Origin of the sequence: Herminiimonas aquatilis, from assembly GCF_042665175.1 — a bacterium.
In the GTDB taxonomy this organism is placed as follows: domain Bacteria; phylum Pseudomonadota; class Gammaproteobacteria; order Burkholderiales; family Burkholderiaceae_D; genus Oxalicibacterium; species Oxalicibacterium aquatilis.
Genome location: NZ_JBHTCC010000001.1, coordinates 1,666,582 through 1,692,729, shown reverse-complemented (window position 1 = coordinate 1,692,729; position 26,148 = coordinate 1,666,582). Strand labels below are relative to the sequence as shown.

Genomic DNA, 26,148 nt, shown 5'->3' with positions numbered 1-26,148 from the left:
ACGAGCGCAGATAAAACCGAATTACTTGATTTCTGCTTTCGCGCCAGCTTCTTCCAGCTTTTTCTTAGCTGCTTCAGCATCTGCTTTCGAAACGCCTTCTTTCAAAGGTTTCGGTGCAGCATCAACCAGATCTTTAGCTTCTTTCAGGCCCAGACCGGTGATTTCACGAACTGCTTTAATCACGCCAACTTTGTTCGCGCCGAAATCAGCCAAGATAACGGTGAATTCAGTTTGTTCTTCAGCAGCAGCGCCACCAGCTGCGCCGCCAGCTGCAGGAGCAGCCATTGCAGCAGCGGATACGCCGAATTTTTCTTCGAATGCTTTAACCAAGTCATTCAGTTCCAGGACTGTCAGGTTGCCTACGGCTTCCAGGATGTCGTCTTTGCTAATTGCCATTTGAAACTCCTAAATATTTTTCAATAATTACATCTGATTGGTACTGACGCGAAGCGTCGAAACAAGAGCGCAGGCCGCCTAAAAGGCGACCCGTTATTCCGCTGCTGCTTCGGTAACTTCGGCGACTGGTTCTGCTGCAGCTGCAGGCGCTTCGCCTTCAGATTTTTTAGCAGCAAGAGCAGCCAGACCACGCGTAAAGCTCGCAACCGGAACCAGCATCATGCCCAAGACTTGGGCCAGCAGGACTTCACGGCTAGGAATATTTGCCAATGCAGTAACAGCCGCTTTATCAAGCGTCTTGCCTGCATAGTTACCTGCTTTAACAACCAGTTTGTCGTTGGTTTTAGCAAAGTCACTGATGACTTTAGCTGCAGCAACGGCATCGTCCGAGATCGAATAGATCAACGGGCCGGTCATTTCAGAAGCGAGGTCGGCAAATGCGGTACCTTCAACAGCACGACGAGCGAGTGTGTTTTTCAACACGCGCAAGTAGACGCCTTGGTCCCGCGCTTTGGCGCGCAGTTGTGTCAAGTGACCAACCTGGATGCCACGATATTCGGCCACGACGATAGTCTGTGCAGATGCGATCTTTGCAGAGATTTCGGCGACTACGGCCTTTTTGTCATTCAGATTGAGACTCAAGATCAACCTCCAAAAATGATACTCGGCGCTTACACAATCATCATTGATTGCTTGCCTTGCATCGGTTCGAACACGGCGTCCGAAGTTAGGAGTTCATACTGGCAAGCCAGCGAAGAGACTGCAAAACTTGTTCGGGGTCACCATCTGCGTTGGGTATGAAGTCGTTGCCAACCTCTCATTTAACTTTGCACACAACTTACATGCACGCCGCCCAACGGTCTTTGATTGCCTGCACCGTCTTCAATATTGCCGAATCCGGTCCAGCCCAAAGATGCGCCCGTCACCAATATGGCAACGGGACTTAATTCAATACTTAAGCAGCCAGGGTCGATTGATCGACGCGTACACCAGCGCCCATCGTCGACGACAGCGAAACTTTACGCAGGTAAACACCTTTGCTGGTCGCTGGCTTAGCTTTATTCAACGCATCGATCAAAGCCAACAAGTTGGATTTGAGCGCTTCGTCGGAGAACGATTTACGACCGATAGTGGCGTGGATAATGCCAGCTTTGTCAGTACGGTATTGCACTTGACCCGCTTTTGCATTTTTAACTGCAGTCGCTACGTCAGGAGTCACGGTGCCGACTTTCGGGTTAGGCATCATGCCGCGTGGGCCCAGGATTTGACCAAGGGTACCAACGATACGCATGGTATCTGGCGATGCGATAACGATGTCGAAAGGCATGTTGCCAGCTTTGATTTGCTCAGCCAGATCTTCCATACCAACGATGTCCGCACCAGCAGCTTTCGCTTGCTCCGCTTTTTCGCCAGTTGCGAAAACCGCAACGCGAACCGATTTACCGGTACCAGCTGGCAAAACAACCGAACCACGAACCACTTGGTCGGATTTCTTGGCATCAACACCAAGTTGAACCGAAATATCGATCGATTCGTCGAATTTTGCTGTTGCACATTCTTTGATCAAGGAAACTGCATTGTCGAACGGGTACGCTTTGGTACGATCAACTTTTGCCGCGAATGCCTTAGCGCGTTTGGATAACTTAGCCATTACAGACCCTCCACCGTGATGCCCATGGAACGTGCGGAACCGGCGATTGTACGCACAGCTGCATCCATGTCGGCAGCCGTCAAATCCGGCCGTTTGGTTGTTGCGATTTCTTCAGCTTGCGCACGTGTGATCTTGCCGACTTTGTCGGTATGTGGCTTAGGCGAACCTTTAGTGATGTTCGCAGCCTTTTTGATCAGGTACGTTGCTGGCGGCGTCTTCATCACAAAAGTGAAAGACTTGTCCGCAAACGCGGTAATCACAACCGGAATTGGCATACCTGGCTCAACACCTTGAGTCTGCGCGTTAAACGCTTTGCAGAATTCCATAATGTTCAGACCACGTTGACCCAGAGCAGGTCCGATTGGAGGGGATGGGTTTGCTTTACCAGCTGGAACTTGCAGCTTGATAAAACCAATGATTTTCTTTGCCATGATGGCTCCTACATTGATTGAGTGGTAGCGCCTGTTCACTTGCCTTGCGGCGCATTACTTGGGCTCCTCTTTTTACTGCCATCGAATTTGCAAGTCTTCCTGAAACCAGCAAGACTTGCAGCGCCTCGACCCGCGCTTGTTCTTTATACTTTTTCGACTTGACCGAACTCAAGTTCCACTGGCGTGGCACGACCGAAAATCGTCACCGAAACACGGACCTTGGATTTCTCGTAATTGACTTCTTCGACATTGCCATTGAAATCGGTGAACGGACCATCCTTGATACGCACCAGCTCGCCCACTTCGTACAAGACTTTTGGACGCGGCTTCTCAACACCATCCTGCATTTGCTGCATGATCTTGTCGACTTCGCGCGGCGGAATCGGCGTAGGCTTGTTCGATTTACCACCAATAAAGCCAGTTACCTTGCTTGTATTCTTGACCAAATGCCATGTTTCATCAGTCATTTCCATCTCGACCAGCACATAACCAGGAAAGAAACGGCGTTCGCTGACCGATTTTTGACCGTTTTTGACTTCGATCACTTCTTCGGTAGGCACCAGAATCTGGCCAAACTGATCTTGCATGCCGGCGCGTATAACACGCTCCGTTAACGCACGCATCACGCTCTTTTCCATACCGGAATAGGCGTGAACAACATACCAACGTTTTTTACTTGTAGCAGCAGTCGCGGCAGCCGTGCTTGGCACGCCTTCTTGCGCGTCATCCTGAATATTGTCGCCCATTATCTTTTCCAGCCCAAAATCAGGTCGTACAACACAACTTCGAGTAACTTATCCGTACCGAACAGGAAAAGCGCCATGATCAACACAAAGCCGAAAACAATCGCAGTCATCTGCAATGTTTCCTTGCGGGTTGGCCAAACTACTTTCTTGGTTTCACGAACCGCTTCTTTGGCAAAATTAACAAAGTCACGACCCGACGACGACGTCCATGCGATTGCGATTGCAACCAGTAAGCCACCAACCAGCGCAGCAGCGCGCACGATGGTTGCCTTGTCCGACAAAACATAAAATCCAACTACGCCCGCGATTGCGACGAGTATCGCCAAGACGATCTTGATCTTATCGCCTGACGCGCCAACAGTTTGTACGGGATGATTAGACATACTTTTCTACTTTCGATGCCCTGCACCAGAATCGGTGGCAGGGGCGGAGGGCCTCGAACCCCCAACCTTCGGTTTTGGAGACCGACACTCTGCCAATTGAGCTACGCCCCTACGTTTTAAACACTACCACTACTTGAAATATTTGCGGCGACCTTCAAAGATCGCCGCAAACACTTCATTTATTACTCAATAATTTTAGCAACAACACCGGCACCGACGGTACGACCGCCTTCGCGAATCGCGAAGCGCAGACCTTCTTCCATCGCAATCGGGTTGATCAACATCACGGTAATCGAGACGTTGTCGCCTGGCATAACCATTTCTTTATCCTTCGGCAACTCGATCGAACCAGTCACGTCCGTTGTACGGAAGTAGAACTGTGGACGGTAGTTGTTGAAGAATGGTGTATGACGGCCGCCTTCATCTTTCGACAGAACGTAGATTTCGCCTGTGAAATGTTTGTGCGGTTTGATCGAGCCTGGCTTTGCCAAGACTTGACCACGTTCTACGTCTTCACGCTTGGTGCCGCGCAACAGTACGCCGACGTTGTCGCCTGCTTGACCTTGGTCGAGCAGTTTACGGAACATTTCAACGCCGGTGCAGGTGGTCACTTGGGTGTCGCGGATGCCGACGATTTCCAGTGCTTCACCAACTTTGACGATACCGCGTTCGATACGACCGGTCACAACTGTACCGCGACCCGAGATCGAGAATACATCTTCTACTGGCAACAGGAAGGCGCCGTCTACTGCGCGTTCTGGTGTTGGGATGTAGCTGTCGAGTGCGTCAGCCAGTGCCATGATGGCTTGTTCGCCCAATGGACCGGTGTCGCCTTCGAGTGCCAACTTGGCCGAACCTTTGATGATTGGCAAGTCGTCGCCTGGGAATTCGTATTTCGAAAGAAGTTCGCGCACTTCCATTTCGACCAATTCCAACAACTCTTCGTCGTCGACCATGTCGCATTTGTTCAGGAACACGATGATGTATGGAACGCCAACTTGGCGGGCCAACAGGATGTGTTCACGTGTTTGCGGCATAGGGCCGTCTGCTGCGGAGCAAACCAGGATCGCGCCGTCCATCTGAGCCGCGCCGGTGATCATGTTTTTAACATAATCGGCATGGCCTGGGCAGTCAACGTGAGCGTAGTGACGGTTGGTGGTTTCGTATTCAACGTGTGCGGTGTTGATCGTGATGCCGCGCGCTTTTTCTTCTGGCGCTGCGTCAATTTGATCGTACGCTTTTGCTTCGCCACCGAATTTTTTCGACAACACAGTCGCAATCGCTGCGGTCAGTGTGGTTTTGCCGTGATCGACGTGACCAATCGTGCCGACGTTGACGTGCGGCTTGGTCCGCTCGAATTTGCCTTTTGCCATTTTGAACTCCTAACAATTTTGATGAGAATGTTCAGGCACACGCCCGACCGACTTACTGAAAAACTGAAACAACAGAATTCTTTGGTGCCCTTTACGTGGATTGAACACGTGGCCTCTCCCTTACCAAGGGAGTGCTCTACCACTGAGCTAAAAGGGCAAAACTAGCCGTCCGATGCCGCCTTACAGCGGCACGTCCAACCTTAAAACTGGAGCGGGTGAAGGGAATCGAACCCTCGTCATAAGCTTGGAAGGCTTCAGCTCTACCATTGAGCTACACCCGCGAGGGTCACCTAATCTTCGCTGCCACTACTTACTCAACTTAATAAGCTTCCCTAGAAACTTGGTGGAGGGGGCTGGATTCGAACCAGCGTATTCGTAAGAAGGCAGATTTACAGTCTGCTGCCATTAACCACTCGGCCACCCCTCCGCGGGGAACCCCAAACTATAGGGGAGTCAGTACCTCTTGTCAACAACTGCAAGCGGTTTGATGCGTAATATTTTCAAAAAATTTCAAAGCGGATGCACTTTCGACCCGCTTTGATGAACAGCGCAGATATTAGAAGCGCGTTTCTCGTGCCGCGCGCAAGAAATTATCGAGAATCGGCGTGCAATCCAGCAGCTCGGAGCCACCGGCGCGGTGAAATTCCGGATGCCATTGCAAACCCATCACAAAACGGGATTTGGTATGACGCACCGCCTCTACAATATTATCGCCCTCAGACACCGCCTCAATCATCAAATCACGCCCTAGATCACGCACCGCCTGATGATGAATGGAGTTCACCAACGGCGTTTGCGCCGGAAACATGGATGCCAACGACGATCCTGGCGGAAATTGAATTGTATGGCGATGACTATCGTACAAGTCGTTGACGTGGGGTTTGGCCTCCGGCACATCCGATGCGATGTCCTGATATAGCGTGCCGCCAAACGCAACGTTAATCAACTGGCAACCGCGGCAGATACCGAGCACCGGCTTGCCAGCCTCGACAAATTCATGCAACAACTCCAATTCATACATGTCGCGCGCGCTGTCGCCTATCCATTCTGGCCGCGTGGCGGTTTGCGAATAGGTTTGTGGCGCGACGTCAGCACCGCCCTGCAACACCAGCCCATCCAGATGCTTGGCATAGTCACGCAGGCGAATTTTGCTTGGATGCAAAAGCCCGTTGGTATTGACGGTCGGGATCATCAGCACCAACACATCACGCGACATCACCCATTGCGCAATCGACTCCTCCAGATATTGCAGAGTCTTGCCTTGCAGGCCACGCGCGCCCGCTTCCGGATGAAAAATACGCGCTGATACACCAATTTTCAGCGTCCGTTGGGTAAGACGACGCCCCACCTGATCAGACAGGCTTTGCAAACGCGCAGAAAAGACCCGCCAGGTTTGCTTCCACGGTGTGTCATCCGGCAGTTGCCATGCTGGCGCAGTATGCTTGCCGAATTCGATTTTGGCTGCGGGGACGTATGGCGCAGCTGGCGCACGCGCAATAGGAGGCTCCGTTGCACCGGCACTTGTCGTAGCGGGCGTTGGATTGTGATCGGGAGTCGGTGTTTCGGAAGAAGCAGAAACAATTGGTGGCAAATTGCTATCGGAATTGTCAGACATGGGTTCACTTTAATATCGAGAAAGAGTAGACAACAGATTGCAACAATTTATCCGCACTGGCTCAACATTCATAAAAACGCTAGAAAAATCGCAGAACAGCATCTAAGTCTGCAACAAATTCATAGATTGCGCATGATGTATAAGCGTGTGATTTCTGTAATGAGCAATCTTATAAACCTGGCACTGGCTCACTAAAAACGTTCTTCTCCAAAAGGCAGAATACCTGCCCCGATCAAATATACTTTCCATACTTACCTATTCGCGCAAAAATCATGCTCATCATTTATCACAACCCAAGCTGTTCCAAATCACGCAGCGCATTAGAACTAGCACAACAATTTTCGGCACTACATCACATTGAGCTCACCGTCATCGACTATCAGAAATCGCCGTTGACGCTGGCGCAATTGACAGAGCTGCATCAGGTCTTGCAATCAGAGCAAACCGTCAGTGTGCAGGCAATGTTGCGCGACAATGAAGAATTGTTTGCCACACTCGCACTACAAGATGCGGATGATGCTGCATTGCTGGCAGCGCTCGCCGCCCATCCGCAATTGTTGCAAAGACCGATCCTCCGTTTCAATCAACGCGCAGTCATCGCGCGGCCGGTCGAATTGGCCAACAACATATTGCAACTGAAGTAAGTAGCCCGGCGCGATTTTCATTCATCAAAATCGCGAGCAACTATTTTGTAGATGCTGCAGTTTGCGCTTCGACGCTGATCACGGGTTGAGTCGGGATATCATCTACGCCACTGATCTTGTATTTTTTCAAAATATCGCGATACATCCCAGCCAATAAGGAAAGGCGCGGATTGCGTGGGTCCAGACGACGGGCATCCGCCACATAGCGGCGCGCTTTGTCACCCAATTGCATGTCCCACCCGAGATTATCCAGACATTTCAGTGTTGCCACCGCGGCATTGAAAACCACTTGCGGGTTATGCGGCAGTTTTTCTGCCGCTTGCGACATCAAGGTCACCGCGCCTTGAAAATCGCCCAGGCGTGCTTTCTCTGCTCCTGCAGAAACCAGGTCCACCACTTCGTTCTTGCTGGCTTGCGTGACACGCTTGGCCAGATCTTCGCGGCCACCTTCCTGCAACAGGCGCATCGCACTGCTCATGGCCGCAGCGGTAGGCGCATTGCCGACCACCGAGGTCATGATCTCGACGACGCCTTGCTCCATACCGGCTTCCAGACAGTTCTTTGCCAGCGTGATCTTGGTCTCGTTGCTCAAGCCTATCGGCTCTTTGCAGGCGAGCAAAGCCACTTCCAATTCCTCGGTCGCCTGCTCCTTGTCGCCGTTATGCCGATGAAACATCGCGCTCGCGATTGCACGGCAGGCTGCGGTTTTCTTGAGGCCGGATAATGATTTGGCCAGATCACGAATGATCGCCGGCACCGATTTTGCCTCGCCTTTGGCCAGCGAGGCTTCAACCAATTGCACATGATCTTCCGGTTCGCGAAATTCGGAAAACTTGGCCTTGCTGACAACCTGCTGAAAAATGCGATGCGCCGTTTCAGTATCGCCGTTTTGCAATGCAACCTTGCCCAAGGTACGCAAGCGTCGCAATGCGTGAGGCGAACGTGCGACAGCGCTTTCCAGCGTGGCTTGCATCGCCGTCAAATTACCTCTGGCCTCCTGCGTTTTAGCCAGCCAGTCGTAAGCGTCAAGGAATTCTCTTTTGGTCTCTATCAGTGCACTCAGTTTTTCTTCCGCTTCCTCGAAGCGATCTTGCATGAACAAGGTCCCGGCCAAACCCAGATGCGCCCACGCGATCGACCGCTTGGACAATAGCTCGGTATAGATTTCTTCTGCCGCGCCGACTTCACCTAATGTCATGTGCATCTCTGCGCGCAAGCGTAGAAAGTCCACGCGATGTGGCGCTTTGGGAGCCTCGCCAGCCTGGCAAATTTCTATCGCCGCCCCGAGATTTCCGAGTTCCATCATCCGATACACAGGCATCAGTGCATTGCGCTTTTCAATCGCTTTGGCAATCCGCTCCATCAAGGTATCTGCGGTGAAGGGCTTTAATACGTAGTCGTTCAGCGCCAGTTCGGCCGCACTCACTACTTTGCCATGCGTGCGTTCGGCGGTCGCCATGAAGAATACAGTCGATAGCGGAATCAATTTGTTATGGCGCAAGTCTTCCAGCAGTTGCTGGCCATCCTGCTGCTCTTCGCCCAGATCATATTCACAGATGACCAGATCGAAGACTTTTTGCTTCAGCGGCCGAATCGCCGTGCCAGAACTGTTTGCATAATCTATCTTGCTGATGCCGCCCAGGCTCAACATATTGTGGATGCTGGCGCGCATGCCGGCGTGTGGCTCGATAATTAGTGCGGTGAGTCCTGCGAGTTCTTGCATGATCGTTGAAACCACTAGAAGTAGGTGTTACTGCCCGCATCGAATGAATGAAAGCGCTATTACTGCAGAACAATATTACATTTGTTAATCGACGTCATCGCAATTGTGACGCGCGGACGACGCGAGCGAAAATTACGCGCGTTTGCGCGCATCTTGATAAGAATTTGACAAGAGGAATCTACCGCGAACGACGGCAGCGTAGTGCCTAGAGTTCTACGACAACTCAAACGATACCGAGATCCAGCGTAGGCTCTTCAACAACGACCTGGTTGCGCCCGCCCTGCTTGGCCATATACATGGCGGTATCGGTACGCGAAAAAAGATCCAACACCGATTCGCCCGGCATATGCTGGGTCAAACCGATAGACACCGTCACGCGATTGCGCAATTTTTCATCCCAGTCAAAATGTTCGACCTGCTCGCGTATGCGTTCAGCGACATTTAGAGCGGCCAGCAATGTAGTCTCCGGCAAGACCAGCAAGAATTCTTCACCACCGTAGCGCCCAAAGATATCGCCTTCACGCACATTGGCTTGTGCAATGCGGGTAAATACCCGCAAAACTTCGTCACCTCCCAGATGACCAGCTTCATCGTTAATGCGTTTGAAGTGATCCAGATCGATCACCGCCAGGCAAAGTGGCGTGCCGGTTTCATCTGCCAGACGCTTTTGCTGTTCGAGTGCAGCGACAATGTAGCGGCGATTGAAGCAACCGAGCAAGACATCGCGTTGCGCATCTTCTTCAATATCCCTGATTTTGCGATTCGCCTTGAACAGAGCGCTATGCAGCCGTTGCACACGATTCGCCAGCACGGCAAACGCCGGCAGCGTCAATGCCAGAACCAGGAATTGTGCGCATTCCAGCATCAGCATGTCGTTATCGTTACGCGCGCGGTAATGTACAGCCACTACCACGCCATAGCCGACCAAAGTGACACCGGCAAGAAACAATACCTCGCGCGGCGTAACGCGATGCATGACAAAGGCAAGGATGAGGAACAGGAAGGGAATAAAAGCAATTTGCGTTACCGGGGCTACATACACCGTGTACAGCATGACGCAGATGGCGGATAGCGTAATCGGCAAGCGCAGATTTTTTTCCTCGGCTTTAAGATTCAAACCAGAGGCAAAGCAAAGACGGAAAAAAACAAAGTTTGCAGCGATCAAAGCCGCATTCATTTGCAACACGTGAAGTTCGACCAAACCCTTCAGATAGAAAATCGTGATGACTAACAGATAGATCAGCGCCAGCGTGGCGGAAAACATCAAACGCTGGACGCGCGCACCTTGACGGGCCTTGAGATCTACCGGCGTCATATGCCGTGCGCGTACTACATGGACTTTAGTCTGCTTGGCTTTGGCAGCATGCTGCGATGTTTCCGCAAAGAATTCTAGTTGACGCCCAGCCGCCTCCGACGGAAAAGTATCCGCGTGTGCATCAGTTTGCGAAACAGCATTTTGATCACCCGTCTGCCGCATGAAACCCACCGAGAATGGTTCGTCAAAAACAAATAAATCGACAGAAATTCCGTCAATTTCCTTGATGCAACTAAATCATATCCTGCAGTAAATCGCACGCAATATAATCCCTTTTTAACCATCCGTCACAATCCGCATGCCCTACAGTGGCCATCTATCGTCAAAAAACGGCAATTTTGTGGCTATTCCGCTGCATTTCCTGACATATCGGCTTATTTACTGTTTTATCGGCTTCAATGTCCGGCGCCAAAGCGATGCCTGACATGGGTGATTTATTTCGTCTCCGCAAGAACATCGGCGTATGGTGCGCTAGACCATTTCATCAGCCGCATAAAAAATGGGCCGGATACATTATCCGGCCCATTTCTTTATTCAGCAGTTTTGCGACTTATCAGCTTTCACTCTCTGGTGCCGGCTCTTCCGGCTCAGGATTGATCTGGGTAATCAGCAAGCGATCAATACGATTCCTGTCCATATCGACCACCTCAATCCGGTAGCCTTCCCATTCGAAATGGTCGGACATTTGCGGAATGTGACCGAGGAAGGTCATCACGAAACCAGCCAGCGTGTGATACGTGCCCGATGCCTCTTCCGGAAAGCGCACTTCGGTTTCCAGCAATTCGCGGAAACGGTCGAACGATACGCCACCGTCTATCAGCCACGAACCGTCGTCGCGACGCACGCCGTCGACTTCATGATGCTCATCGATCACAGACACATCGCCGACCAGCGCACCCAGAACGTCGCTCAGAGTGACAATGCCTTCGATTTCGCCGTACTCATCGATCACCAATGCAAGTTCGGCACGGTTTTTCTTCAAGGTCTCAAGCAACTGCATCGCGCTGATGGTTTCCGGCACAAACAGTGGTGGACGGGTGGCCGCTTCGATATCGACGGTCGTGATGGTCTTGCCGCGTATCGCCTGTTCGAACAGACTGCCGGCGTGCACAATACCGATGATGTGCGAGATGTCACCCTTGCAAACCGGGAAGCGGTTGTAGGAGCTATCGGCAATTTTCGCCAGATTGACCTCGATTGAATCTTCCAGATCGATAAAATGCACATCCAGGCGCGGCGTCATCAGCGCGGCCACGCGCTGATCATCCAGACGCAAGGCACGCGACACAATATCGTGCTCCGTTTTTTCAAACAGCCCGGCATCGGTACCTTCGCGAATCATGCCGGCAATCTCTTCCTCGGTAACGGAATCGTCCTTCTTGTGATGCATACCGAGCAGGCGCAGAATGAATTCCGTGGTGCCGGTCAGGATTTTGACAAATGGTCCCATCAGGCGCGACAGCAGCAACATCGGTGCCGCAACAATAGACGCGACAGCTTCCGGATATTGCATGGCGATCCGCTTGGGCACTAACTCACCCAGAATCAGCGAACCGAAGGTAATACCGACCACGACCACGCCTAGCGCGATTTCGCGCGCATAGTCAGCAAGGAAGGGAATCAGTGCCACTTCGGGTTGCAGCCGCTCGACCAGCGACGCTTCACCGAACGCACCGTTGAAAATGCCGATCAGCGTGATGCCGACCTGAATCGTGGAGAGAAAACGGCTGGGACTTTCGGACAGATCGAGTGCGGCCTTGGCGCCGCGACTGCCGTTTTCAGATAATTTTTGGAGACGAATACGTTTGGAGGTAACGATCGCTATTTCGGACATGGCAAAGACGCCATTGACCAGGATCAAACCCAGGATAATTAATATGTCCACTACTAAGGGAACTCACGGTTAAACCCACAAGCCCTACTGTTGATAAGTCGTGAATCATATCATTAGCGCGCCGCACATCACCAAAACTCGCGAATTTTTAGCTAACGACGTGGATTTCCCGTCAATTCAGCAATATCTTCTAAGTACGTTTGACGATCTCGGCAATCAGGAAAGCAATGGCCGACCACAACACGGTTGAGCCGAAAGGCAGGACGAAAATCCTGTCAAAAAGCTGGAATTTGACGTCGCCCATGATGCGGCCGACGCCGACTTTTGCGAGTATCCATGGCAACAAGGCGTAGAAAACCGTCAAGCCCACAAAAATGACCGCCACCCACCGAATCATTCTGCCTCCCTCATCGCACTTCCTTCTCGATACTGAGTCGTTTGAAGCACCAGTAACTGCCACTCAGACTAAAAGAACCTCGCCACCAGAAATACCACCAGCGACAACAATACCGTCGAAGCGAATGGCAAGAATATCGTCTTGCCGAACAAGGTAAAACGCACATCCCCAGGCAATTTTCCCACACCGAATTTCTCCAACCATGGCAAGGCGGCAGAAAACACAATGACGGCAAGAAAGATGACGAGGAACCAGCGGAACATGAGCTACTTTCCTGATGCAAGGACAGCCGCAGGCTTGCGCCGGCAGGGGAAACTTAAAGTCGACGACTCTGATCGGCGCGATCAAACTGCACAGGCAGTTGCACATCCAGTCCGACCACCAGCACCTTGAATAATTCGCCCATTTCGGCCGGCGACGTCAGTTTTTGTACCGCATTGGCTTGCGGCAGATAAGTGCGCGCATCCTCGGGCGAGGTTTTCAACAAGCGATCACCCAAACCAGCAGTCAGCAAAAATGCCGCCTGACTCATATAGCCCAGCATTTCCAGCCCGTTGTTGACTGCAGCATACGCCATCGACGTGAAATCGACGTGCGCCGTAATATCCTGCAAACCCGGCAGGTAAAACGGATCGGGATGCGCATGATGGCGGTAATGGCACATCAGCGTGCCTTCGCTACGCTGGTCCAGATAATATTCGCTGGCCGGAAAACCATAATCCAGCAAAATCGCTGCCCCGCCCTTGCCGGATTGCTCCAGGCCAGCAAGAAACATGCTTGCCAAAGAGCCCATAAAACCGGCCGCGACAGGATGTACCTCAGTCAGATAACCGACCGCCAACTCTTCTTCAAACGGAATCTGCGCCACCAAAGCCGCATCGCAAGACCGATCAACAAATACAAACCGGCCATCATCGTAGGCGACGCCGCGTTCCAGCCAGCAGTCATCGCCTTTAACCACTAGCGACACCGGCATCGCATCCAGCACTTCGTTGCCGAGCACCACGCCGGAATATGCGCGCGGAAAATCATCCAGCCATCTGACTTGCGGAAAATCCGCTAGCATCTGCTGCTGACGCGCGCGTAGTTCGCCCGACAATTCAACGATGGAATAAGACTCCACCAAGATTCCGGCTTGCGCGCACTCGGTCAGGATATCCAGCGCCAATTTGCCGGTGCCGGCACCAAACTCGAGGATCTGCGGCACACTTTGCGCCATCAGCTCGCCAGCCGCATGCGCCAGAGTTTCACCAAAAAGCGACGTAATCTCGGGCGCGGTTGTAAAATCACCGTCTTTGCCAAGTTTTGCAGCGCCGCCGCTGTAATAACCGAGGTCCGGCGCATACAGCGCCAGCTCCATGTAACGTGAGAATGAAATCCAGCCGTCATGTCGGCGAATTTCTTCGGCGATCAGGTTCTGGAGTGCGTGTGACGCGCTGAGCGCGTCCGGGGACGGTTGAGGCAGTTGCAGTTGCATGGCGGTATTGTAAAGAAATCAGCAGAAGACACAACCGAAACACAAACACCCATGTCCACAGACCAGGCAACCGCCACAAGAAAAACAGCGCTCGTTACCGGCGCGGCCAAACGCATAGGCCGCACGATTGCGCTCGCGCTGGCGCAACGCGGCTGGGATGTGGTGGTGCATTACGCGCGCTCGGCTGACGCCGCGCATGCGACAGTCGCCGACATTGAAGCGCTGGGTCGCAACGCCATTGCACTGCCCTGCGACCTGAGTGATGAGAGCGCAGTCAAGGCACTGCTGCGCAGCGCGGCGGCGCAACTAGGGCCGATTTCCTGCGTCGTGAATAATGCCTCACTGTTCGATTACGACAGCGCGACCGATTTTTCTGCCGCATCGCTGGATGCGCACATGCACGTCAATCTGGTCGCCCCGGTTTTGCTGGCGCAAACGCTGTTCGAAGAAACCACCAACGGCGAACAGTCGGTGGTCGTCAATTTGCTCGACCAGAAACTGTTCAATCTGAATCCGGATTTCCTGTCTTACACTTTGTCGAAAGCCGCCTTGCACAGTGCCACCACAATGCTGGCACAGGCGCTCGCGCCCAAGGTGCGGGTGGTCGGCATTGCACCCGGCATTACCCTGGTATCCGGCGACCAGAGCGAAGCGGAGTTCGAGCGCGCGCATAAAGTCACGCCACTGGGCCGCTCCAGCACGCCGGAAGATATCGCCGCGACGGTCTGCTTTGTCGTCGAGTCGCCGTCGATCACCGGCACCACGATCGTCGTCGATGGCGGTCAGCACCTGATTCCCTTGCAGCGCGACGTCATGTTTGTCGCTTCCTGATTTTCAAGTTTCCTCATCCGCAAGATTTTTCTTTGCAATAAACCGGTTTAAACAATAGATATGAATTCCTTTCTTTTCCATCCACAGCTCGCCGATTGCCGTCGTTTGTTCCTGAGCAATTACGAAGTACAAATCAACATCGGCGTGCACGAATTTGAAAAGAAAGGCGAGCAGCGCGTGCTGATCAACGTCGATCTATTCATTCCGCTGAATGAATCGACGCCGACCAGCGATACGCTGGATGAAGTCGTCGATTACGATTTCATGCGCAGCACGATTGCCAAACGCATGGCAGAAGGCCATATTCATTTGCAGGAAACCTTGTGCGACGACGTCGTCAAAGCCATGCTGGCGCATCCAAAAGTGCGTGCCGCACGCGTCTCGACCGAGAAGCCCGACGTCTACCCGGATTGCGACTCGGTCGGCGTGGAAGTATTCCGTATCAAGGGGAACTGATATGTCCGAGACTGTGACGAATGACGCGGTGGATACAACCGCAATAGATGCCAATGCGGCCCCTACCGAAACCGCAGCGGCCCTGAGCTTCAAGGCGAGCGAAAAGGTCGTCTACGAAAACAACAAGCTGCACAAACGCCTGTGCCGCCAGGTTGGCCAGGCGATCGGCGACTTCAACATGATTGAAGATGGCGACAAGGTGATGGTATGTCTGTCCGGCGGCAAGGATAGTTACGCGCTGCTGGATATCTTGATGACGCTGCGCGAACGTGCGCCTATCAAGTTCGACATCATTGCGGTCAATCTGGATCAGAAGCAACCGAACTTCCCCGATCACATCCTGCCAGCCTATCTGAAGCAGCTCGATATCCCCTTTCACATCGAGAATCAGGATACCTACAGCATCGTCAAGCGCCTGATCCCGGAGGGCAAAACCACTTGCTCGCTCTGTTCACGTCTGCGTCGCGGCATTCTGTATCGCGTTGCGGATGAATTGGGCTGCAACAAGATCGCGCTCGGCCATCATCGCGACGACATTATGGAAACCTTTTTCCTGAACATGTTCTTCGGCGCGAAAATCAAAGGCATGCCGCCAAAATTGCAATCCGATGATGGCAAGCACATCGTGATTCGTCCTTTGGCATATGTGAAAGAGGCCGATACCGAGCGCTACGCGCAGGTGAAGAACTTCCCTATCATTCCGTGCGATCTGTGCGGCAGCCAGGAAAACCTGCAACGCAAGCAGATCAAGGGCATGTTGCGCGAATGGGAGAAAAAACATCCTGGCCGCGTCGACAATATCTTTTCGTCGCTATCGACAGTTGTGCCCTCGCATTTGATGGATGGCGCACTGTTCGGCTTCAAGGATTTGAAGGCGACCGGCGAGGCGATGGCGAATGGCGACATCGCCTTCGATGAAGAACCTTGTTCGACCGGCTCCACTATTTCCAGCGTCATTCCACTGCGCTCGGAAGAGTAAGCACTCAATACGACAAGGCTTTGCACGCGTCATGCCTGCAAAGCCTTGCCGCAAATTTCCCCGTCAGTTTACAGACTAGCTGTTACGCCGCAGCCTTTGCCGACAAGCGGTTGAAATCGCTGATCCAGTCCTGCAAGGCTTTTACAAAATGCGATTTCTGCTCTGCAGTGGCCATGCGCATCATCTCGGCGACCAGCACTGCATTGGCGTCCGTCAGCACATCAAAGTAAGCCTGATGTTCCTTGTTGCCGTAATGATCGGCAGTCGCCGCAACATACTTCTTGATCATCGCGGTCGTCGCTTCCTTGCCCGGTTTTTCGCCGTGAATTTTTTTCAGTAAAGCCACCAACTCCATCTGGCGTCGCATGCGATCGGCCAGCACCAGCTCGTTATTCAAAGGGCGTGCATCCGATAAGACACGCAGCTTTTGCTCCTGGGCGCGGCTGAAGTTACCAAACCAGTATTCGGCCTGCTTCATCATTTTCTTGTAACGGAATTCCTGGCGATTAAGGCGATCGCCGCGCAGGTATTCCTTGCGGAACTTGAGATTATTCTTTTCCAGTTTTTCTTCAATATGCGTAATTTGCGCCGGGGTCAGCGACAAGGCGAGGTCTGCCAGATCTGGCGCGGCACGATCCGTGACCAGCGTCAGATACTTCATGCCCTCTTCATAATCGTTCAGCAAATCGGCCTTGCTCGCTGCCGCAAGATCGCGATGCTGTATGCGCGACACCAGCTTTGCATAATCGCGCAACTGGGTTTTGTGATGCCATGCGAACAGATTTTCAAGACGACCTTTGACCAAAGACTTTTGTCCATCTTCAAAATCGACGTAGCTGTTGAGCCACCAGTAAGAAACTGTTTCCCCGTTATTGAATCCTATGCGCACGGCACTGCAGGCGACCAGGATGAACGCCATTGTGAAAATCGTCAGTCTTTTCACGGTGACGCAAGAGAGGCGCGTGATAATATTTTGCATTCTTTTTATTGGCTTTCTATGAACATAGTCATTCTTGCTGCAGGTATGGGAAAGCGCATGCAGTCCGCGCTCCCGAAAGTCCTGCACCCATTGGCGGGCAAGGCTCTTTTATCTCACGTAATCGATACCGCTCGACAACTGTCTCCAACCAAACTCTGTGTTATTTACGGCCACGGCGGGGAGCAAGTCCCGCAGTTATTACAAGCCGAGGATCTGGCTTTTGCCAAACAGGAACCACAACTGGGTACCGGTCATGCGGTGACGCAAGCCGTTCCGTTACTGGATGACAATGCGCCTACGCTGATACTGTATGGCGACGTGCCATTGACGACTGCTGCTTCTCTGCAACGTTTGTTGGACATCGCAGGCAATGATAAGTTGGGCATCCTCACCGTCAATCTAGACAACCCTACCGGCTATGGGCGCATCGTCCGTGAAAATGGCGCTATCAAGCGCATCGTCGAACAAAAAGATGCCAACAACGATGAGCGGGCCATCACTGAAGTCAACACCGGGATCATCGTTGCACCCACGGCGCTGATGAAAAAATGGCTGGCCAACCTGTCCAACAACAATGCGCAAGGCGAGTATTACCTGACCGACATCGTTGCCAGCGCAGTCGCGGACGGCATTCAAGTGGTCTCCGCCCAACCCGATAACGTGTGGGAAACCCACGGCGTCAACAGCAAGGTGCAACTAGCCGAACTGGAGCGCATTCATCAACGCAACATCGCCAACGCGCTGCTGGAACAAGGCGTCACGCTGACCGATCCGGCGCGCATTGATGTGCGCGGCACGCTCACCTGCGGGCGCGATGTCACGATCGACGTCGGCTGCGTATTCGAAGGCGACGTCACCTTGGCCGATGGCGTACACATCGATGCATATTGCGTGATCCACAATACGCGCGTCGGTGCGCAAACCCACATTCGTCCCTTCAGTCACTTTGAAAATGCCATCGTCGGCGAGGCCTGCATCATCGGACCTTATGCCCGCCTGCGCCCAGGTACGGTGCTGGCGGAAGACGTCCACATCGGCAATTTCGTTGAAGTCAAAAACAGCGCAATCGCCGCACACAGCAAGGCCAATCATCTGACTTACATCGGCGACTCAACCGTCGGCTCACGCGTCAACATCGGTGCCGGCACCATCACCTGTAATTACGATGGCGTCAACAAATCGCGCACCATCATCGAAGACGATGTCTTCGTCGGCAGCGCGACGCAATTGATTGCACCAGTACGGGTAGGAAAAGGCTCGACCATCGGCGCAGGAACCACGCTGACCAAGGATGCGCCGGCAGACAAGCTGACCGTCTCGCGCGCCAAGCAGATCACGGTGGAAGGCTGGCAACGACCGGTCAAAATCAAAAAATAGGATGGACAGCAACTGTCATCATCAAAACGCCGGTTAATACCGGCGTTTTTTATACTGCAATGCGCGTTTCGAACTTGCTGCGATGAATGGAGAAAAAGCTTTTCACATTGCGCACGTTCGCATGCGAGGCAAACAGGCGATGTACCAGCGCGTTATACGCTGGCATATCCGCCACTTGTATCACCAGCACAAAGTCCGGGCCCGGCGACACGCGGTAACACTGCAAGACCGCACTTTCGGCGGCCACCAGCACTTCAAATTCCACCTGTCGTTCGGCCGCCTGATGGTCCAGCGTGATTTCGACGATGGCGGTCAGCCCCGCACCTATCTTTTGCGGCGAGACGATCGCGACCTGGCGTTCGATCACGCCGGCTTCCACCAGACGCTTGACGCGGCGCAGGCAAGTCGGCGGCGAGGCGTGGACAACCGCCGCGAGATCGTTGTTGGTTTGCGATGAATCGACCTGCAGCGCATTCAAAATACGGCGGTCCAGCTCATCCAGCACTATTTGCTCATCACTCATATGGAAAATATCTTCTTAAATTTGAAATTTAATTTCACTTTATTAGTCGAGAGAAATAATAATCCATTTATTTCAATATTTAGAAAACTTATTTCACAAACCCTCCTCTAGACTGTCTCACTTATACAAATCATCACGAGGTTCCTATGTGCGGTATCGTCGGCGCAGTCGCGCAACGCAATATCACCCCCATCCTGGTCGAAGGACTCAAACGGCTTGAATATCGCGGCTACGATTCCTGCGGCGTTGCCTTGCATGTAGACGGCAAGCTGGAGCGAGCGCGCAGTACTGCGCGCGTCGCCGAACTGGAAAAACAAGTGGCCAAAGAACACCTCGAAGGCTTTACCGGCATCGCGCACACCCGTTGGGCCACCCACGGCGCACCGGCCTCGCACAATGCGCATCCGCATTTTTCACGCGAGCGCATCGCGCTGGTTCATAACGGCATCATTGAAAACCATGATGAACTGCGGGATGAACTGAAAGCCCTCGGTTACATCTTCGAAAGCCAGACCGATACCGAAGTCATCGCCCATCTGGTCGATCATATGTATACCGGCGACCTGTTCGAAACCGTGCAACTCGCAACCAAGCGCCTGACCGGCGCATTCGCGATTGCCGTATTCAGCCGTGACGAACCGCATCGCGTGGTCGGCGCACGTCGCGGCTCGCCGCTGATCGTCGGCGTCGGCAATGGCGAAAATTTCCTCGCCTCCGACGCACTGGCATTGGCTGGCACCACCGATCAAATTATTTACCTGGAAGAAGGCGACGTCGTTGACCTGCAATTGCAGCGCGTCTGGATCGTCAACGCCGACGGCAAGCAAGTGCAACGCGAAGTCAAAACCGTGCACGCACATACCGGTGCAGTCGAACTCGGCCCGTATCGTCACTACATGCAAAAGGAAATCTTCGAGCAGCCGCGCGCCATCGCCGACACGCTGGAAGGTATCAGTGCCATCACGCCGGATATTTTCGGTGACCAGGCTTTCAAGATTTTCAAACAGATAGATTCAGTGCTGATTCTCGCTTGCGGCACCAGCTACTACTCGGGCCTGACCGCCAAGTACTGGATAGAAGCGATCGCCGGCGTGCGCTGCGATGTAGAGATCGCCAGCGAATATCGCTACCGCGACAGCGTACCGAATCCGCACGCGCTAGTCGTGACGATTTCGCAAAGTGGCGAAACCGCAGACACCCTCGCTGCCCTGCGCCATGCGCAATCGCAAGGCATGCAGCACACGCTGACGATATGCAACTCCGCCACCAGCGCGATGGTGCGTGAGTGCGCACTTGCCTATATCACGCGTGCCGGCGTCGAAGTCGGCGTGGCATCCACCAAGGCCTTCTCCACGCAACTGGCTGCCTTGTTCCTGCTGACGCTGACCTTGGCGCAAGTCAAAGACCGTTTGAGTGACAAGGACGAAGCCGCTTACCTGAAGCAAATGCGCCACTTGCCGGTAGCCATCACCGCCGTGCTCGCACTTGAACCGCAAATCATCGCGTGGGCAGAAGCCTTCGCCCGCAAGGAAAACGCACTCTTCCTCGGTCGCGGCCTGCACTACCCGATCGCACTGGAAGGCGCGCTGAAACTGAAAGAGATTTCGTACATCCACGCGGAAGCGTATCCGGCCGGCGAGCTGAAACACGGCCCGCTTGCCCTCGTCACCGAAGAAATGCCGGTCGTCACGGTCGCACCGAATGATTCGATGATCGAGAAACTGAAATCGAATATGCAGGAAGTGCGCGCCCGCGGTGGTGAACTGTATGTGTTCGCCGATGGCGACTCGCGCATTACATCCGGCGAAGGCTTGCATGTGATTCGCCTGCCGGAACATTACGGCGCGCTGTCACCAATCCTGCATGTGGTGCCACTGCAATTGCTCGCGTATCACACGGCACTGGCGCGCGGCACCGATGTGGACAAGCCGCGCAATTTGGCCAAATCCGTTACTGTGGAATAAACTCTTCAGTTCAATTAAAAGCCCGCAATTGCGGGCTTTTTTACATTGACACAGAAGTAAGCAGAAATGATACTCAAAAGAATTAATGCCGCCAAAGCCACAAAGCCAAATGAAAAAAGCTGTCGTATTTGTGCATGATTTTAACGGGGGTCAAAAGTACGTGAAAAATTCACCGGCAGTTAGCGTCCTCTGACTTTTGGATTGGGGCCAGAGCTAGATTCAAGTTTTGATTTTCTTGAGTTTGATTACTGTAGAAAATTATCCGACATATTCATTCTGCGTTGTTTCCAAAAATTGCAAATCAGATATTGGTCGTAGATGAAGCTCTTCAATCAATCAACGTTATCAGACAACATCAAAGTATCGATTTGATTAAATTTTTTAAATTCCTTTCATTTTTCTCGAAAGAACGCTCGATCGTGGCGGGGATGGTCGTTTTCCTTTTGCTCATCACGCTTTCTTTGGCAAGCATAGTTGCATGGACCAGCTGGCAAGAGCACGAGAAAGAACGAAGCCTGGCCGAAGCAACAACTTCGAATTTGGCGAGGGCGCTAGCCCAACATGCCAGCGATTCAATTCAAAGCACCGATAATATTGTTGTTAGCCTGATTAATTCAGTTGAGCGCACCAATAAAGACCGAGCGCCCCTTCGTGATTTAAATCCATTTCTGTCCCAGTTCGTAGCGGAACTACCCATACTCCAAGCAATTTCGATATTAGACGAACAAGGAAATACCCTTGCCAGTTCTGAGGCTGCTCTGTCAAAAAATATCAACTTTAATGACCGGGAATATTTCCAGCACCACAAAAATACCGACGACCGAAAACCGTATATCGGACCAGCCATTCATAGCAAGACAACCGGCGAACTCATCCTGACCGTTTCCCGACGTTTAAATAATCCCAGTGGCAATTTTGCGGGCGTAGTGATCGCCGCACTTAGGCTGGATTATTTCCAATATTTTTATGCTGAATTAAATATTGGGCATTCCGGAGTGATTTTTGTTGCGAACGATGAGGGCATCCTGTTAGTACGTTACCCATTTGTAGAGTCTGCCTTGGGCTCTAGCATCGCCAATGGAAAAGTATTCGATGCTTATCGCAACAAGGGCCCCGTAGCTTCCGTAATGGTGCAATCGATGATTGATCAAAAAAATCGTCTTTACAGCTATCATCATTTGGAAACCTATCCTTTACTCATTGCAGTAGGCATTGGACAAGAAGAACTTTTTTCTCCATGGAGGGAAAAGACTTTCCGATTAATAGTCATTTGCGGATTTCTACTGATCCTATTGAGTCTATTTGGAACCTATCTGATTCGGCAGATCAATAAACGTCAAACGTCCGAGAGCGAACTGCAACGTGCCAAGCTGGAACTTGAATCATTGAATGCTGAGCTTGAGAAGCTTGCATCGGAAGATAGTCTGACGGGGCTTTGTAATCGCCGCAAATTTGATACGACTTTAAAACAGGAATATGTTCGGGCGATTCGCAATCGAACGTCGCTAGCATTGATAATGATCGATGTTGATAAATTCAAGCAGTACAACGATATTTACGGGCATCCCGCTGGTGACGATTGTTTGGCGCGTATCGGCACTGCATTGAAAAAAATGCCCTCGCGCAGCGCCGATCTGATTGCCCGATATGGCGGCGAAGAGCTGATCATCCTGTTGCCGGAAACAGATATACATGGAGCAGAAAACATAGCCGAACGCGCCCGGACCATCATTGAGTCGCTAGCTATTCCGCATTCCGGAAATCAACCTGGTGTGGTGACAATCAGCGCCGGCGTAGCGGCGCTCAAACCTGTCCTTGCAGATCCAAACCCCATCGGATTTTTAAGGGCGGCAGATGAAGCTTTGTATAGTGCGAAGGCACAGGGACGTAATTGTGTAAGTCGCTAGACAGACTGTTTATAGAAAAGCAGATATAGGATGAGCACGTTCCACACTCTTGAGGCGCCAACTATTTCTTCCCTCACAAAATATACTCTTAACTTTCATTGCCATGAACGAACCCAATCCAGCTGATCTGATCGAATGCTTGAGCAAGCTTGAGTATGCACTCAGGCAGTCCATGACCGTACGCGAAGACCAGGATGAGCCTGCCCAACCCGAACACAAAACTGAGGCGGCGCGCTATGGGATCGCGCTTGAGCCCACCGTCACCAAAGGCGATCTTCTCAACGCCGTGCAGACCCTGGTCCGCGCAATGCAGAAACAATCGCCGCGCAATTAGTTTTAATTCTCCACTCCAACACTATGGAATATGAAATCAATTTGCCTGAGGTCGTCGCAGAAGTGACTGCGGCCTTCCTGCGCTATGAAGCGGCGCTGACGAGCAATGATGTCGCCGTGCTGGATGAATTGTTCTGGAATCATCCGTCCACGCTGCGCTACGGTGTGGGCGAGAACCTTGTCGGTTACGAAGCGATACGTGCGTTCCGCCTGGCGCGTCCGTCTAAAGGGCTGGAACGTGACTTGATGCGCACCGTCATCACCACTTTCGGTCGCGATTTTGCCACTGCCAATACCGAGTTCACGCGCAAGGGCGAAGTGCGCATCGGCCGGCAAAGCCATACGTGGCTGCGGCTGCCGCAAGGCTGGCGCATCGTCGCGGCGCATGTATCGCTGATGGCCGCATAAAGGCGCAATTGGCGACTCTGACTAAACAACATTGCTCAAAAATGGTTACGCAAAAAATGTAACCATTTTTTATTTGAGCCGACGCAATCAGATCAAGTGCGCAGCCAACCTGGCACTACCAATTCATCAAGTCTTGTTTCTCTTCGTGGTTCAAGCCGCGATAGACATCTATATTGGCAAACCACTCTTTGAACATTTTGCTGAAGTCGACGTAGAAGGAAACGATAGTCATGGTCATGCTAGCCTCGGGATAAATTGTGCACACAGCACTGTGATGAACGAAATGAAGTTGCTGGGCCAAGCTCATCCTCGGAAAAACACAGCCGCACGGCCCGCCATATCAGAGGTAGTCTGGTCGAACTTAGTTCAGTACCGTGAACCACTATCCATCGCTATTTTTTGAATTGAGTTCTGAGTGGAAAACGACTTCAACACGATTCAAATTCACATGTGCAAGATAGTTAAAAGTAAACCAATCGCCATGTCACATTCACTGCAATATTTAGTGCGGTAGGACTTGAGAAATCAGCCGGAAATCCGGCACGATGCTTCTGTAGAAAAGACGGATGCGCGCCGGTTTTTTGCATATCGGTACGTCATCGTTTAACATGGCGGCTCGCAACGGGCTTCAGCTTGCTTTCGTCTTCAATTTTTCAACCGATACCAATGTAGATTTCTCCGAACCTTCCACCGTTATCTTTACGGCATTAAGCAGAAGGTTCGCACGCGTGCTGGTTTGCATGCGCTCACACGTGGCTGACCGCATTCGATTGCAGAGCATGCAACTCGAACTGCGCATCTCACGATATATGCCACCCCTCACTGTACTAATCGCCTGCGCCTTCGTGCATGGCAGGCGATCGTTTTCATACTGATATCCAGGCAAAACATCATGGTTAAAATTCACACGCTTCGACAAGAATGGCTTTCAAATATTCGGGGTGACCTGCTGGCGGGACTGGTAGTCGCCCTCGCACTGATCCCCGAGGCGCTGGCCTTTTCTGCAATCGCCGGCGTCGATCCCCAGGTTGGCCTCTACGCTGCATGCGTGATTGCGATGGTTTCTGCCATCGCCGGCGGACGTCCCGCCATGATTTCTGCTGCCACGGGGGCGATCGCCTTATTGGTGGTCAGTCTCGTCAAGGATCATGGCGTGCAATATCTGTTTGCAGCGGCCATATTGGCAGGGGCGCTCCAAATTGTTGCGGGCTACGCCAAGCTCGATGCACTGATGCGTTTCGTTTCTCGCTCTGTGATTACCGGCTTCGTCAACGCGCTCGCCATCCTTATTTTTCTTGCACAACTGCCGGAGCTGAATCATGCGCCGGTTGCGGTGTTTGCGATGGTCGCTGGCGGCCTCGCGATCATCTATCTATTACCCCGTCTGACCAAGGCCGTGCCTTCGCCGCTGGTATGCATCGTGATTCTTACGGTGATTGCGGTCGTTATGGAATTGCCGGTGCGCACAGTCGGTGACATGGGAGCTTTTCCCGATAGCTTGCCCGGCTTTGCGTTTCCGTTTGTGCCGCTGAATATCGAAACCTTGCGCATCATCTTTCCTTATTCCACCGCCATCGCCATCGTCGGCTTGCTGGAATCACTAATGACAGCGGCGATTATCGATGACTTCACCGATACGCCCAGCGACAAGAATCGCGAATGCCGTGGTCAGGGCATCGCCAATATCGTGGCAGGTTGCATGGGCGGGATGCCGGGTTGCGCGATGATAGGACAATCCATCATCAATGTGGAATCCGGCGGACGCGGCCGCTTGTCGACCTTCGTCGCTGGCGCATTCTTACTGGTCTTTGTGGTGTTTCTCGGTCCTTGGGTCAAACAGATTCCGATGGCGGCACTGGTCGCGGTGATGATCATGGTGTCGATCAGTACGTTTAGCTGGCGCTCCGTCAGGAATCTGGTCGATCATCCGACCAGCTCATCGATCGTGATGCTGGCGACGGTGATCGTTGTAGTCGCCACACACAATCTGGCGATCGGTGTCGGCACCGGCGTCTTGTTAAGCGCCTTGTTTTTCGCCTCCAAGGTACGTAACGTATTGCAGGTCGAATCCACCTTGAATGCAGAACAAAATACCCGTCATTACCTCGTGCGCGGCCAGGTATTCTTTGCCTCGTCCGAAGCGCTGGTTTCCGAATTCGATTTCAAGGAAAGCGATCTCGTGTCGGTCCATCTCGATCTGTCGCATGCGCATTTTTGGGATATTACGGCGATTGAGACACTTGATCGCATCGTCCATAAATTCCGCCGCAATGGAATAGACGTCACCGTGTCCGGATTGAATCGGGCCAGCGCCACCATGGTCGAAAAATTTGCCACGCATGACAAGGCCGAGAGCGAGAACTTGTCACAGTTGGGACACTAAACTTCTGGCGGTCTATGGCACGC

Annotated in this window: 27 protein-coding genes and 4 tRNA genes; 10 read left to right on the top strand and 21 right to left on the bottom strand. The window is 52.5% G+C overall.

Going from position 1 to position 26,148, the window contains the following annotated elements:
- Positions 1–21 precede the first annotated feature (21 nt).
- The 12 genes from rplL to ACFQO0_RS07785 all read right to left on the bottom strand — a co-directional run bounded on the left by rplL (position 22) and on the right by ACFQO0_RS07785 (position 6,595).
- Entirely contained in the window at positions 22–396 is a 375-nt protein-coding gene (gene rplL, locus ACFQO0_RS07840) for a 50S ribosomal protein L7/L12 (protein ID WP_011872536.1), read from the bottom strand.
- A 93-nt stretch (positions 397–489) separates the two neighbouring features.
- On the bottom strand, positions 490–1,038 hold the full coding sequence (gene rplJ, locus ACFQO0_RS07835; protein WP_382233452.1) for a 50S ribosomal protein L10: 549 nt from the start codon (positions 1,036–1,038) through the stop codon (positions 490–492).
- Between the two features lie 313 nt (positions 1,039–1,351).
- Positions 1,352–2,047 (bottom strand): 50S ribosomal protein L1, encoded by a 696-nt coding sequence (rplA, locus tag ACFQO0_RS07830; protein WP_382233451.1) that lies wholly within the window; start codon positions 2,045–2,047, stop codon positions 1,352–1,354.
- A complete protein-coding gene (gene rplK / locus ACFQO0_RS07825; protein WP_112990589.1) occupies positions 2,047–2,478 on the bottom strand; it encodes a 50S ribosomal protein L11 in 432 nt (143 codons plus the stop codon). Before rplK ends, rplA begins: the two co-directional genes overlap by 1 nt.
- Positions 2,479–2,621: 143 nt before the next feature.
- The gene (gene nusG / locus ACFQO0_RS07820; protein WP_382233450.1) at positions 2,622–3,224 is read right to left on the bottom strand and encodes a transcription termination/antitermination protein NusG; all 603 of its coding nucleotides are present in this window, start codon (positions 3,222–3,224) and stop codon (positions 2,622–2,624) included.
- Positions 3,224–3,607 carry a preprotein translocase subunit SecE gene (gene secE, locus ACFQO0_RS07815; protein ID WP_382233449.1) on the bottom strand — a complete coding sequence of 128 codons (384 nt, stop codon included), beginning with the start codon at positions 3,605–3,607 and terminating at the stop codon, positions 3,224–3,226. Before secE ends, nusG begins: the two co-directional genes overlap by 1 nt.
- Positions 3,608–3,642: 35 nt before the next feature.
- Positions 3,643–3,718: transfer RNA gene (locus ACFQO0_RS07810), tRNA-Trp, on the bottom strand.
- 71 nt (positions 3,719–3,789) lie between these two features.
- Positions 3,790–4,980: an elongation factor Tu gene (gene tuf, locus ACFQO0_RS07805; protein WP_382233448.1), complete on the bottom strand. Its 1,191-nt coding sequence runs from the start codon at positions 4,978–4,980 to the stop codon at positions 3,790–3,792.
- 82 nt (positions 4,981–5,062) lie between these two features.
- Positions 5,063–5,137: transfer RNA gene (locus ACFQO0_RS07800), tRNA-Thr, on the bottom strand.
- 50 nt (positions 5,138–5,187) lie between these two features.
- Positions 5,188–5,261 (bottom strand) — tRNA-Gly (locus tag ACFQO0_RS07795).
- 60 nt (positions 5,262–5,321) lie between these two features.
- Positions 5,322–5,407, bottom strand: a tRNA-Tyr gene (locus ACFQO0_RS07790).
- A gap of 129 nt (positions 5,408–5,536) precedes the next feature.
- Complete coding sequence (locus ACFQO0_RS07785; protein WP_382233447.1) at positions 5,537–6,595, bottom strand: gamma-glutamyl-gamma-aminobutyrate hydrolase family protein; 1,059 nt, start codon at positions 6,593–6,595, stop codon at positions 5,537–5,539.
- Between the two features lie 272 nt (positions 6,596–6,867).
- Between ACFQO0_RS07785 and ACFQO0_RS07780 the strand changes: the two genes are divergently transcribed.
- The gene (locus tag ACFQO0_RS07780) at positions 6,868–7,239 is read left to right on the top strand and encodes an ArsC/Spx/MgsR family protein (RefSeq protein WP_382233446.1); all 372 of its coding nucleotides are present in this window, start codon (positions 6,868–6,870) and stop codon (positions 7,237–7,239) included.
- A gap of 40 nt (positions 7,240–7,279) precedes the next feature.
- Here ACFQO0_RS07780 and ACFQO0_RS07775 read toward each other — a convergent pair whose 3' ends face one another.
- The 6 genes from ACFQO0_RS07775 to ACFQO0_RS07750 form a co-directional block, all read right to left on the bottom strand.
- Entirely contained in the window at positions 7,280–8,962 is a 1,683-nt protein-coding gene (locus ACFQO0_RS07775; RefSeq protein ID WP_382233445.1) for a response regulator, read from the bottom strand.
- A gap of 223 nt (positions 8,963–9,185) precedes the next feature.
- Positions 9,186–10,439 carry a GGDEF domain-containing protein gene (locus tag ACFQO0_RS07770; RefSeq protein ID WP_382233444.1) on the bottom strand — a complete coding sequence of 418 codons (1,254 nt, stop codon included), beginning with the start codon at positions 10,437–10,439 and terminating at the stop codon, positions 9,186–9,188.
- A 391-nt stretch (positions 10,440–10,830) separates the two neighbouring features.
- Positions 10,831–12,162, bottom strand: a complete 1,332-nt coding sequence (locus ACFQO0_RS07765; protein ID WP_382233443.1) for a hemolysin family protein — start codon at positions 12,160–12,162, stop codon at positions 10,831–10,833.
- A 139-nt stretch (positions 12,163–12,301) separates the two neighbouring features.
- Positions 12,302–12,508: a DUF2905 domain-containing protein gene (locus ACFQO0_RS07760; RefSeq protein WP_382233442.1), complete on the bottom strand. Its 207-nt coding sequence runs from the start codon at positions 12,506–12,508 to the stop codon at positions 12,302–12,304.
- 68 nt (positions 12,509–12,576) lie between these two features.
- Positions 12,577–12,771: a DUF2905 domain-containing protein gene (locus tag ACFQO0_RS07755; protein WP_382233441.1), complete on the bottom strand. Its 195-nt coding sequence runs from the start codon at positions 12,769–12,771 to the stop codon at positions 12,577–12,579.
- Between the two features lie 53 nt (positions 12,772–12,824).
- Positions 12,825–13,985 carry a class I SAM-dependent methyltransferase gene (locus ACFQO0_RS07750; RefSeq protein WP_382233440.1) on the bottom strand — a complete coding sequence of 387 codons (1,161 nt, stop codon included), beginning with the start codon at positions 13,983–13,985 and terminating at the stop codon, positions 12,825–12,827.
- Positions 13,986–14,036: 51 nt separating this feature from the next.
- On the opposite strand from ACFQO0_RS07750, the gene ACFQO0_RS07745 reads away from it, so the two are divergent.
- From ACFQO0_RS07745 to ttcA, 3 genes are read left to right on the top strand one after another with little or no spacing between them, the layout of a single operon-like run.
- Complete coding sequence (locus tag ACFQO0_RS07745) at positions 14,037–14,816, top strand: SDR family oxidoreductase (RefSeq protein WP_382233439.1); 780 nt, start codon at positions 14,037–14,039, stop codon at positions 14,814–14,816.
- 60 nt (positions 14,817–14,876) lie between these two features.
- Positions 14,877–15,272: a dihydroneopterin aldolase gene (locus ACFQO0_RS07740; protein WP_382233438.1), complete on the top strand. Its 396-nt coding sequence runs from the start codon at positions 14,877–14,879 to the stop codon at positions 15,270–15,272.
- Position 15,273: 1 nt separating this feature from the next.
- On the top strand, positions 15,274–16,251 hold the full coding sequence (ttcA, locus tag ACFQO0_RS07735) for a tRNA 2-thiocytidine(32) synthetase TtcA (RefSeq protein WP_382233437.1): 978 nt from the start codon (positions 15,274–15,276) through the stop codon (positions 16,249–16,251).
- 82 nt (positions 16,252–16,333) lie between these two features.
- Here the strand turns inward: ttcA and ACFQO0_RS07730 are convergent, their stop codons facing one another.
- Positions 16,334–17,230: a DUF6279 family lipoprotein gene (locus ACFQO0_RS07730; protein ID WP_382233436.1), complete on the bottom strand. Its 897-nt coding sequence runs from the start codon at positions 17,228–17,230 to the stop codon at positions 16,334–16,336.
- 18 nt (positions 17,231–17,248) lie between these two features.
- Here ACFQO0_RS07730 and glmU point away from each other — a divergent pair, with 18 nt between their 5' ends.
- Positions 17,249–18,607 (top strand): bifunctional UDP-N-acetylglucosamine diphosphorylase/glucosamine-1-phosphate N-acetyltransferase GlmU, encoded by a 1,359-nt coding sequence (gene glmU / locus ACFQO0_RS07725; protein WP_382233435.1) that lies wholly within the window; start codon positions 17,249–17,251, stop codon positions 18,605–18,607.
- 49 nt (positions 18,608–18,656) lie between these two features.
- On the opposite strand, the gene ACFQO0_RS07720 is transcribed toward glmU, so the two are convergent.
- Positions 18,657–19,130, bottom strand: a complete 474-nt coding sequence (locus ACFQO0_RS07720) for an Lrp/AsnC family transcriptional regulator (protein WP_382233434.1) — start codon at positions 19,128–19,130, stop codon at positions 18,657–18,659.
- A gap of 146 nt (positions 19,131–19,276) precedes the next feature.
- Between ACFQO0_RS07720 and glmS the strand changes: the two genes are divergently transcribed.
- From glmS to hpxZ, 4 genes are all read left to right on the top strand, one after another.
- On the top strand, positions 19,277–21,094 hold the full coding sequence (gene glmS, locus ACFQO0_RS07715; RefSeq protein WP_382233433.1) for a glutamine--fructose-6-phosphate transaminase (isomerizing): 1,818 nt from the start codon (positions 19,277–19,279) through the stop codon (positions 21,092–21,094).
- A gap of 281 nt (positions 21,095–21,375) precedes the next feature.
- Positions 21,376–23,001 (top strand): sensor domain-containing diguanylate cyclase, encoded by a 1,626-nt coding sequence (locus tag ACFQO0_RS07710; protein WP_382233432.1) that lies wholly within the window; start codon positions 21,376–21,378, stop codon positions 22,999–23,001.
- Positions 23,002–23,104: 103 nt separating this feature from the next.
- Positions 23,105–23,335: a hypothetical protein gene (locus ACFQO0_RS07705; protein ID WP_382233431.1), complete on the top strand. Its 231-nt coding sequence runs from the start codon at positions 23,105–23,107 to the stop codon at positions 23,333–23,335.
- 23 nt (positions 23,336–23,358) lie between these two features.
- The gene (hpxZ, locus tag ACFQO0_RS07700) at positions 23,359–23,742 is read left to right on the top strand and encodes an oxalurate catabolism protein HpxZ (protein ID WP_382233430.1); all 384 of its coding nucleotides are present in this window, start codon (positions 23,359–23,361) and stop codon (positions 23,740–23,742) included.
- Between the two features lie 115 nt (positions 23,743–23,857).
- On the opposite strand, the gene ACFQO0_RS07695 is transcribed toward hpxZ, so the two are convergent.
- Positions 23,858–23,980, bottom strand: coding sequence for a hypothetical protein (locus ACFQO0_RS07695; protein WP_382233429.1), 123 nt, complete (start codon positions 23,978–23,980; stop codon positions 23,858–23,860).
- A gap of 654 nt (positions 23,981–24,634) precedes the next feature.
- Here ACFQO0_RS07695 and ACFQO0_RS07690 point away from each other — a divergent pair.
- Positions 24,635–26,125, top strand: coding sequence for a SulP family inorganic anion transporter (locus ACFQO0_RS07690; RefSeq protein ID WP_382233428.1), 1,491 nt, complete (start codon positions 24,635–24,637; stop codon positions 26,123–26,125).
- The last annotated feature ends 23 nt before the right edge of the window (positions 26,126–26,148 follow it).

Bases quoted from the DNA above. Each gene is read 5' to 3' on its own strand.
- rplL (WP_011872536.1), bottom strand. From the start codon at position 396: ATGGCAATTAGCAAAGACGACATCCTGGAAGCCGTAGGCAACCTGACA.
- rplA (WP_382233451.1), bottom strand. From the start codon at position 2,047: ATGGCTAAGTTATCCAAACGCGCTAAGGCATTCGCGGCAAAAGTTGAT.
- rplK (WP_112990589.1), bottom strand. From the start codon at position 2,478: ATGGCAAAGAAAATCATTGGTTTTATCAAGCTGCAAGTTCCAGCTGGT.
- nusG (WP_382233450.1), bottom strand. From the start codon at position 3,224: ATGGGCGACAATATTCAGGATGACGCGCAAGAAGGCGTGCCAAGCACG.
- secE (WP_382233449.1), bottom strand. From the start codon at position 3,607: ATGTCTAATCATCCCGTACAAACTGTTGGCGCGTCAGGCGATAAGATC.
- tuf (WP_382233448.1), bottom strand. From the start codon at position 4,980: ATGGCAAAAGGCAAATTCGAGCGGACCAAGCCGCACGTCAACGTCGGC.
- ACFQO0_RS07785 (WP_382233447.1), bottom strand. From the start codon at position 6,595: ATGTCTGACAATTCCGATAGCAATTTGCCACCAATTGTTTCTGCTTCT.
- ACFQO0_RS07780 (WP_382233446.1), top strand. From the start codon at position 6,868: ATGCTCATCATTTATCACAACCCAAGCTGTTCCAAATCACGCAGCGCA.
- ACFQO0_RS07775 (WP_382233445.1), bottom strand. From the start codon at position 8,962: ATGCAAGAACTCGCAGGACTCACCGCACTAATTATCGAGCCACACGCC.
- ACFQO0_RS07770 (WP_382233444.1), bottom strand. From the start codon at position 10,439: ATGCGGCAGACGGGTGATCAAAATGCTGTTTCGCAAACTGATGCACAC.
- ACFQO0_RS07760 (WP_382233442.1), bottom strand. From the start codon at position 12,508: ATGATTCGGTGGGTGGCGGTCATTTTTGTGGGCTTGACGGTTTTCTAC.
- ACFQO0_RS07755 (WP_382233441.1), bottom strand. From the start codon at position 12,771: ATGTTCCGCTGGTTCCTCGTCATCTTTCTTGCCGTCATTGTGTTTTCT.
- ACFQO0_RS07750 (WP_382233440.1), bottom strand. From the start codon at position 13,985: ATGCAACTGCAACTGCCTCAACCGTCCCCGGACGCGCTCAGCGCGTCA.
- ACFQO0_RS07745 (WP_382233439.1), top strand. From the start codon at position 14,037: ATGTCCACAGACCAGGCAACCGCCACAAGAAAAACAGCGCTCGTTACC.
- ACFQO0_RS07740 (WP_382233438.1), top strand. From the start codon at position 14,877: ATGAATTCCTTTCTTTTCCATCCACAGCTCGCCGATTGCCGTCGTTTG.
- ttcA (WP_382233437.1), top strand. From the start codon at position 15,274: ATGTCCGAGACTGTGACGAATGACGCGGTGGATACAACCGCAATAGAT.
- ACFQO0_RS07730 (WP_382233436.1), bottom strand. From the start codon at position 17,230: ATGCAAAATATTATCACGCGCCTCTCTTGCGTCACCGTGAAAAGACTG.
- glmU (WP_382233435.1), top strand. From the start codon at position 17,249: ATGAACATAGTCATTCTTGCTGCAGGTATGGGAAAGCGCATGCAGTCC.
- ACFQO0_RS07720 (WP_382233434.1), bottom strand. From the start codon at position 19,130: ATGAGTGATGAGCAAATAGTGCTGGATGAGCTGGACCGCCGTATTTTG.
- glmS (WP_382233433.1), top strand. From the start codon at position 19,277: ATGTGCGGTATCGTCGGCGCAGTCGCGCAACGCAATATCACCCCCATC.
- ACFQO0_RS07705 (WP_382233431.1), top strand. From the start codon at position 23,105: ATGAACGAACCCAATCCAGCTGATCTGATCGAATGCTTGAGCAAGCTT.
- hpxZ (WP_382233430.1), top strand. From the start codon at position 23,359: ATGGAATATGAAATCAATTTGCCTGAGGTCGTCGCAGAAGTGACTGCG.
- ACFQO0_RS07695 (WP_382233429.1), bottom strand. From the start codon at position 23,980: ATGACCATGACTATCGTTTCCTTCTACGTCGACTTCAGCAAAATGTTC.
- ACFQO0_RS07690 (WP_382233428.1), top strand. From the start codon at position 24,635: ATGGTTAAAATTCACACGCTTCGACAAGAATGGCTTTCAAATATTCGG.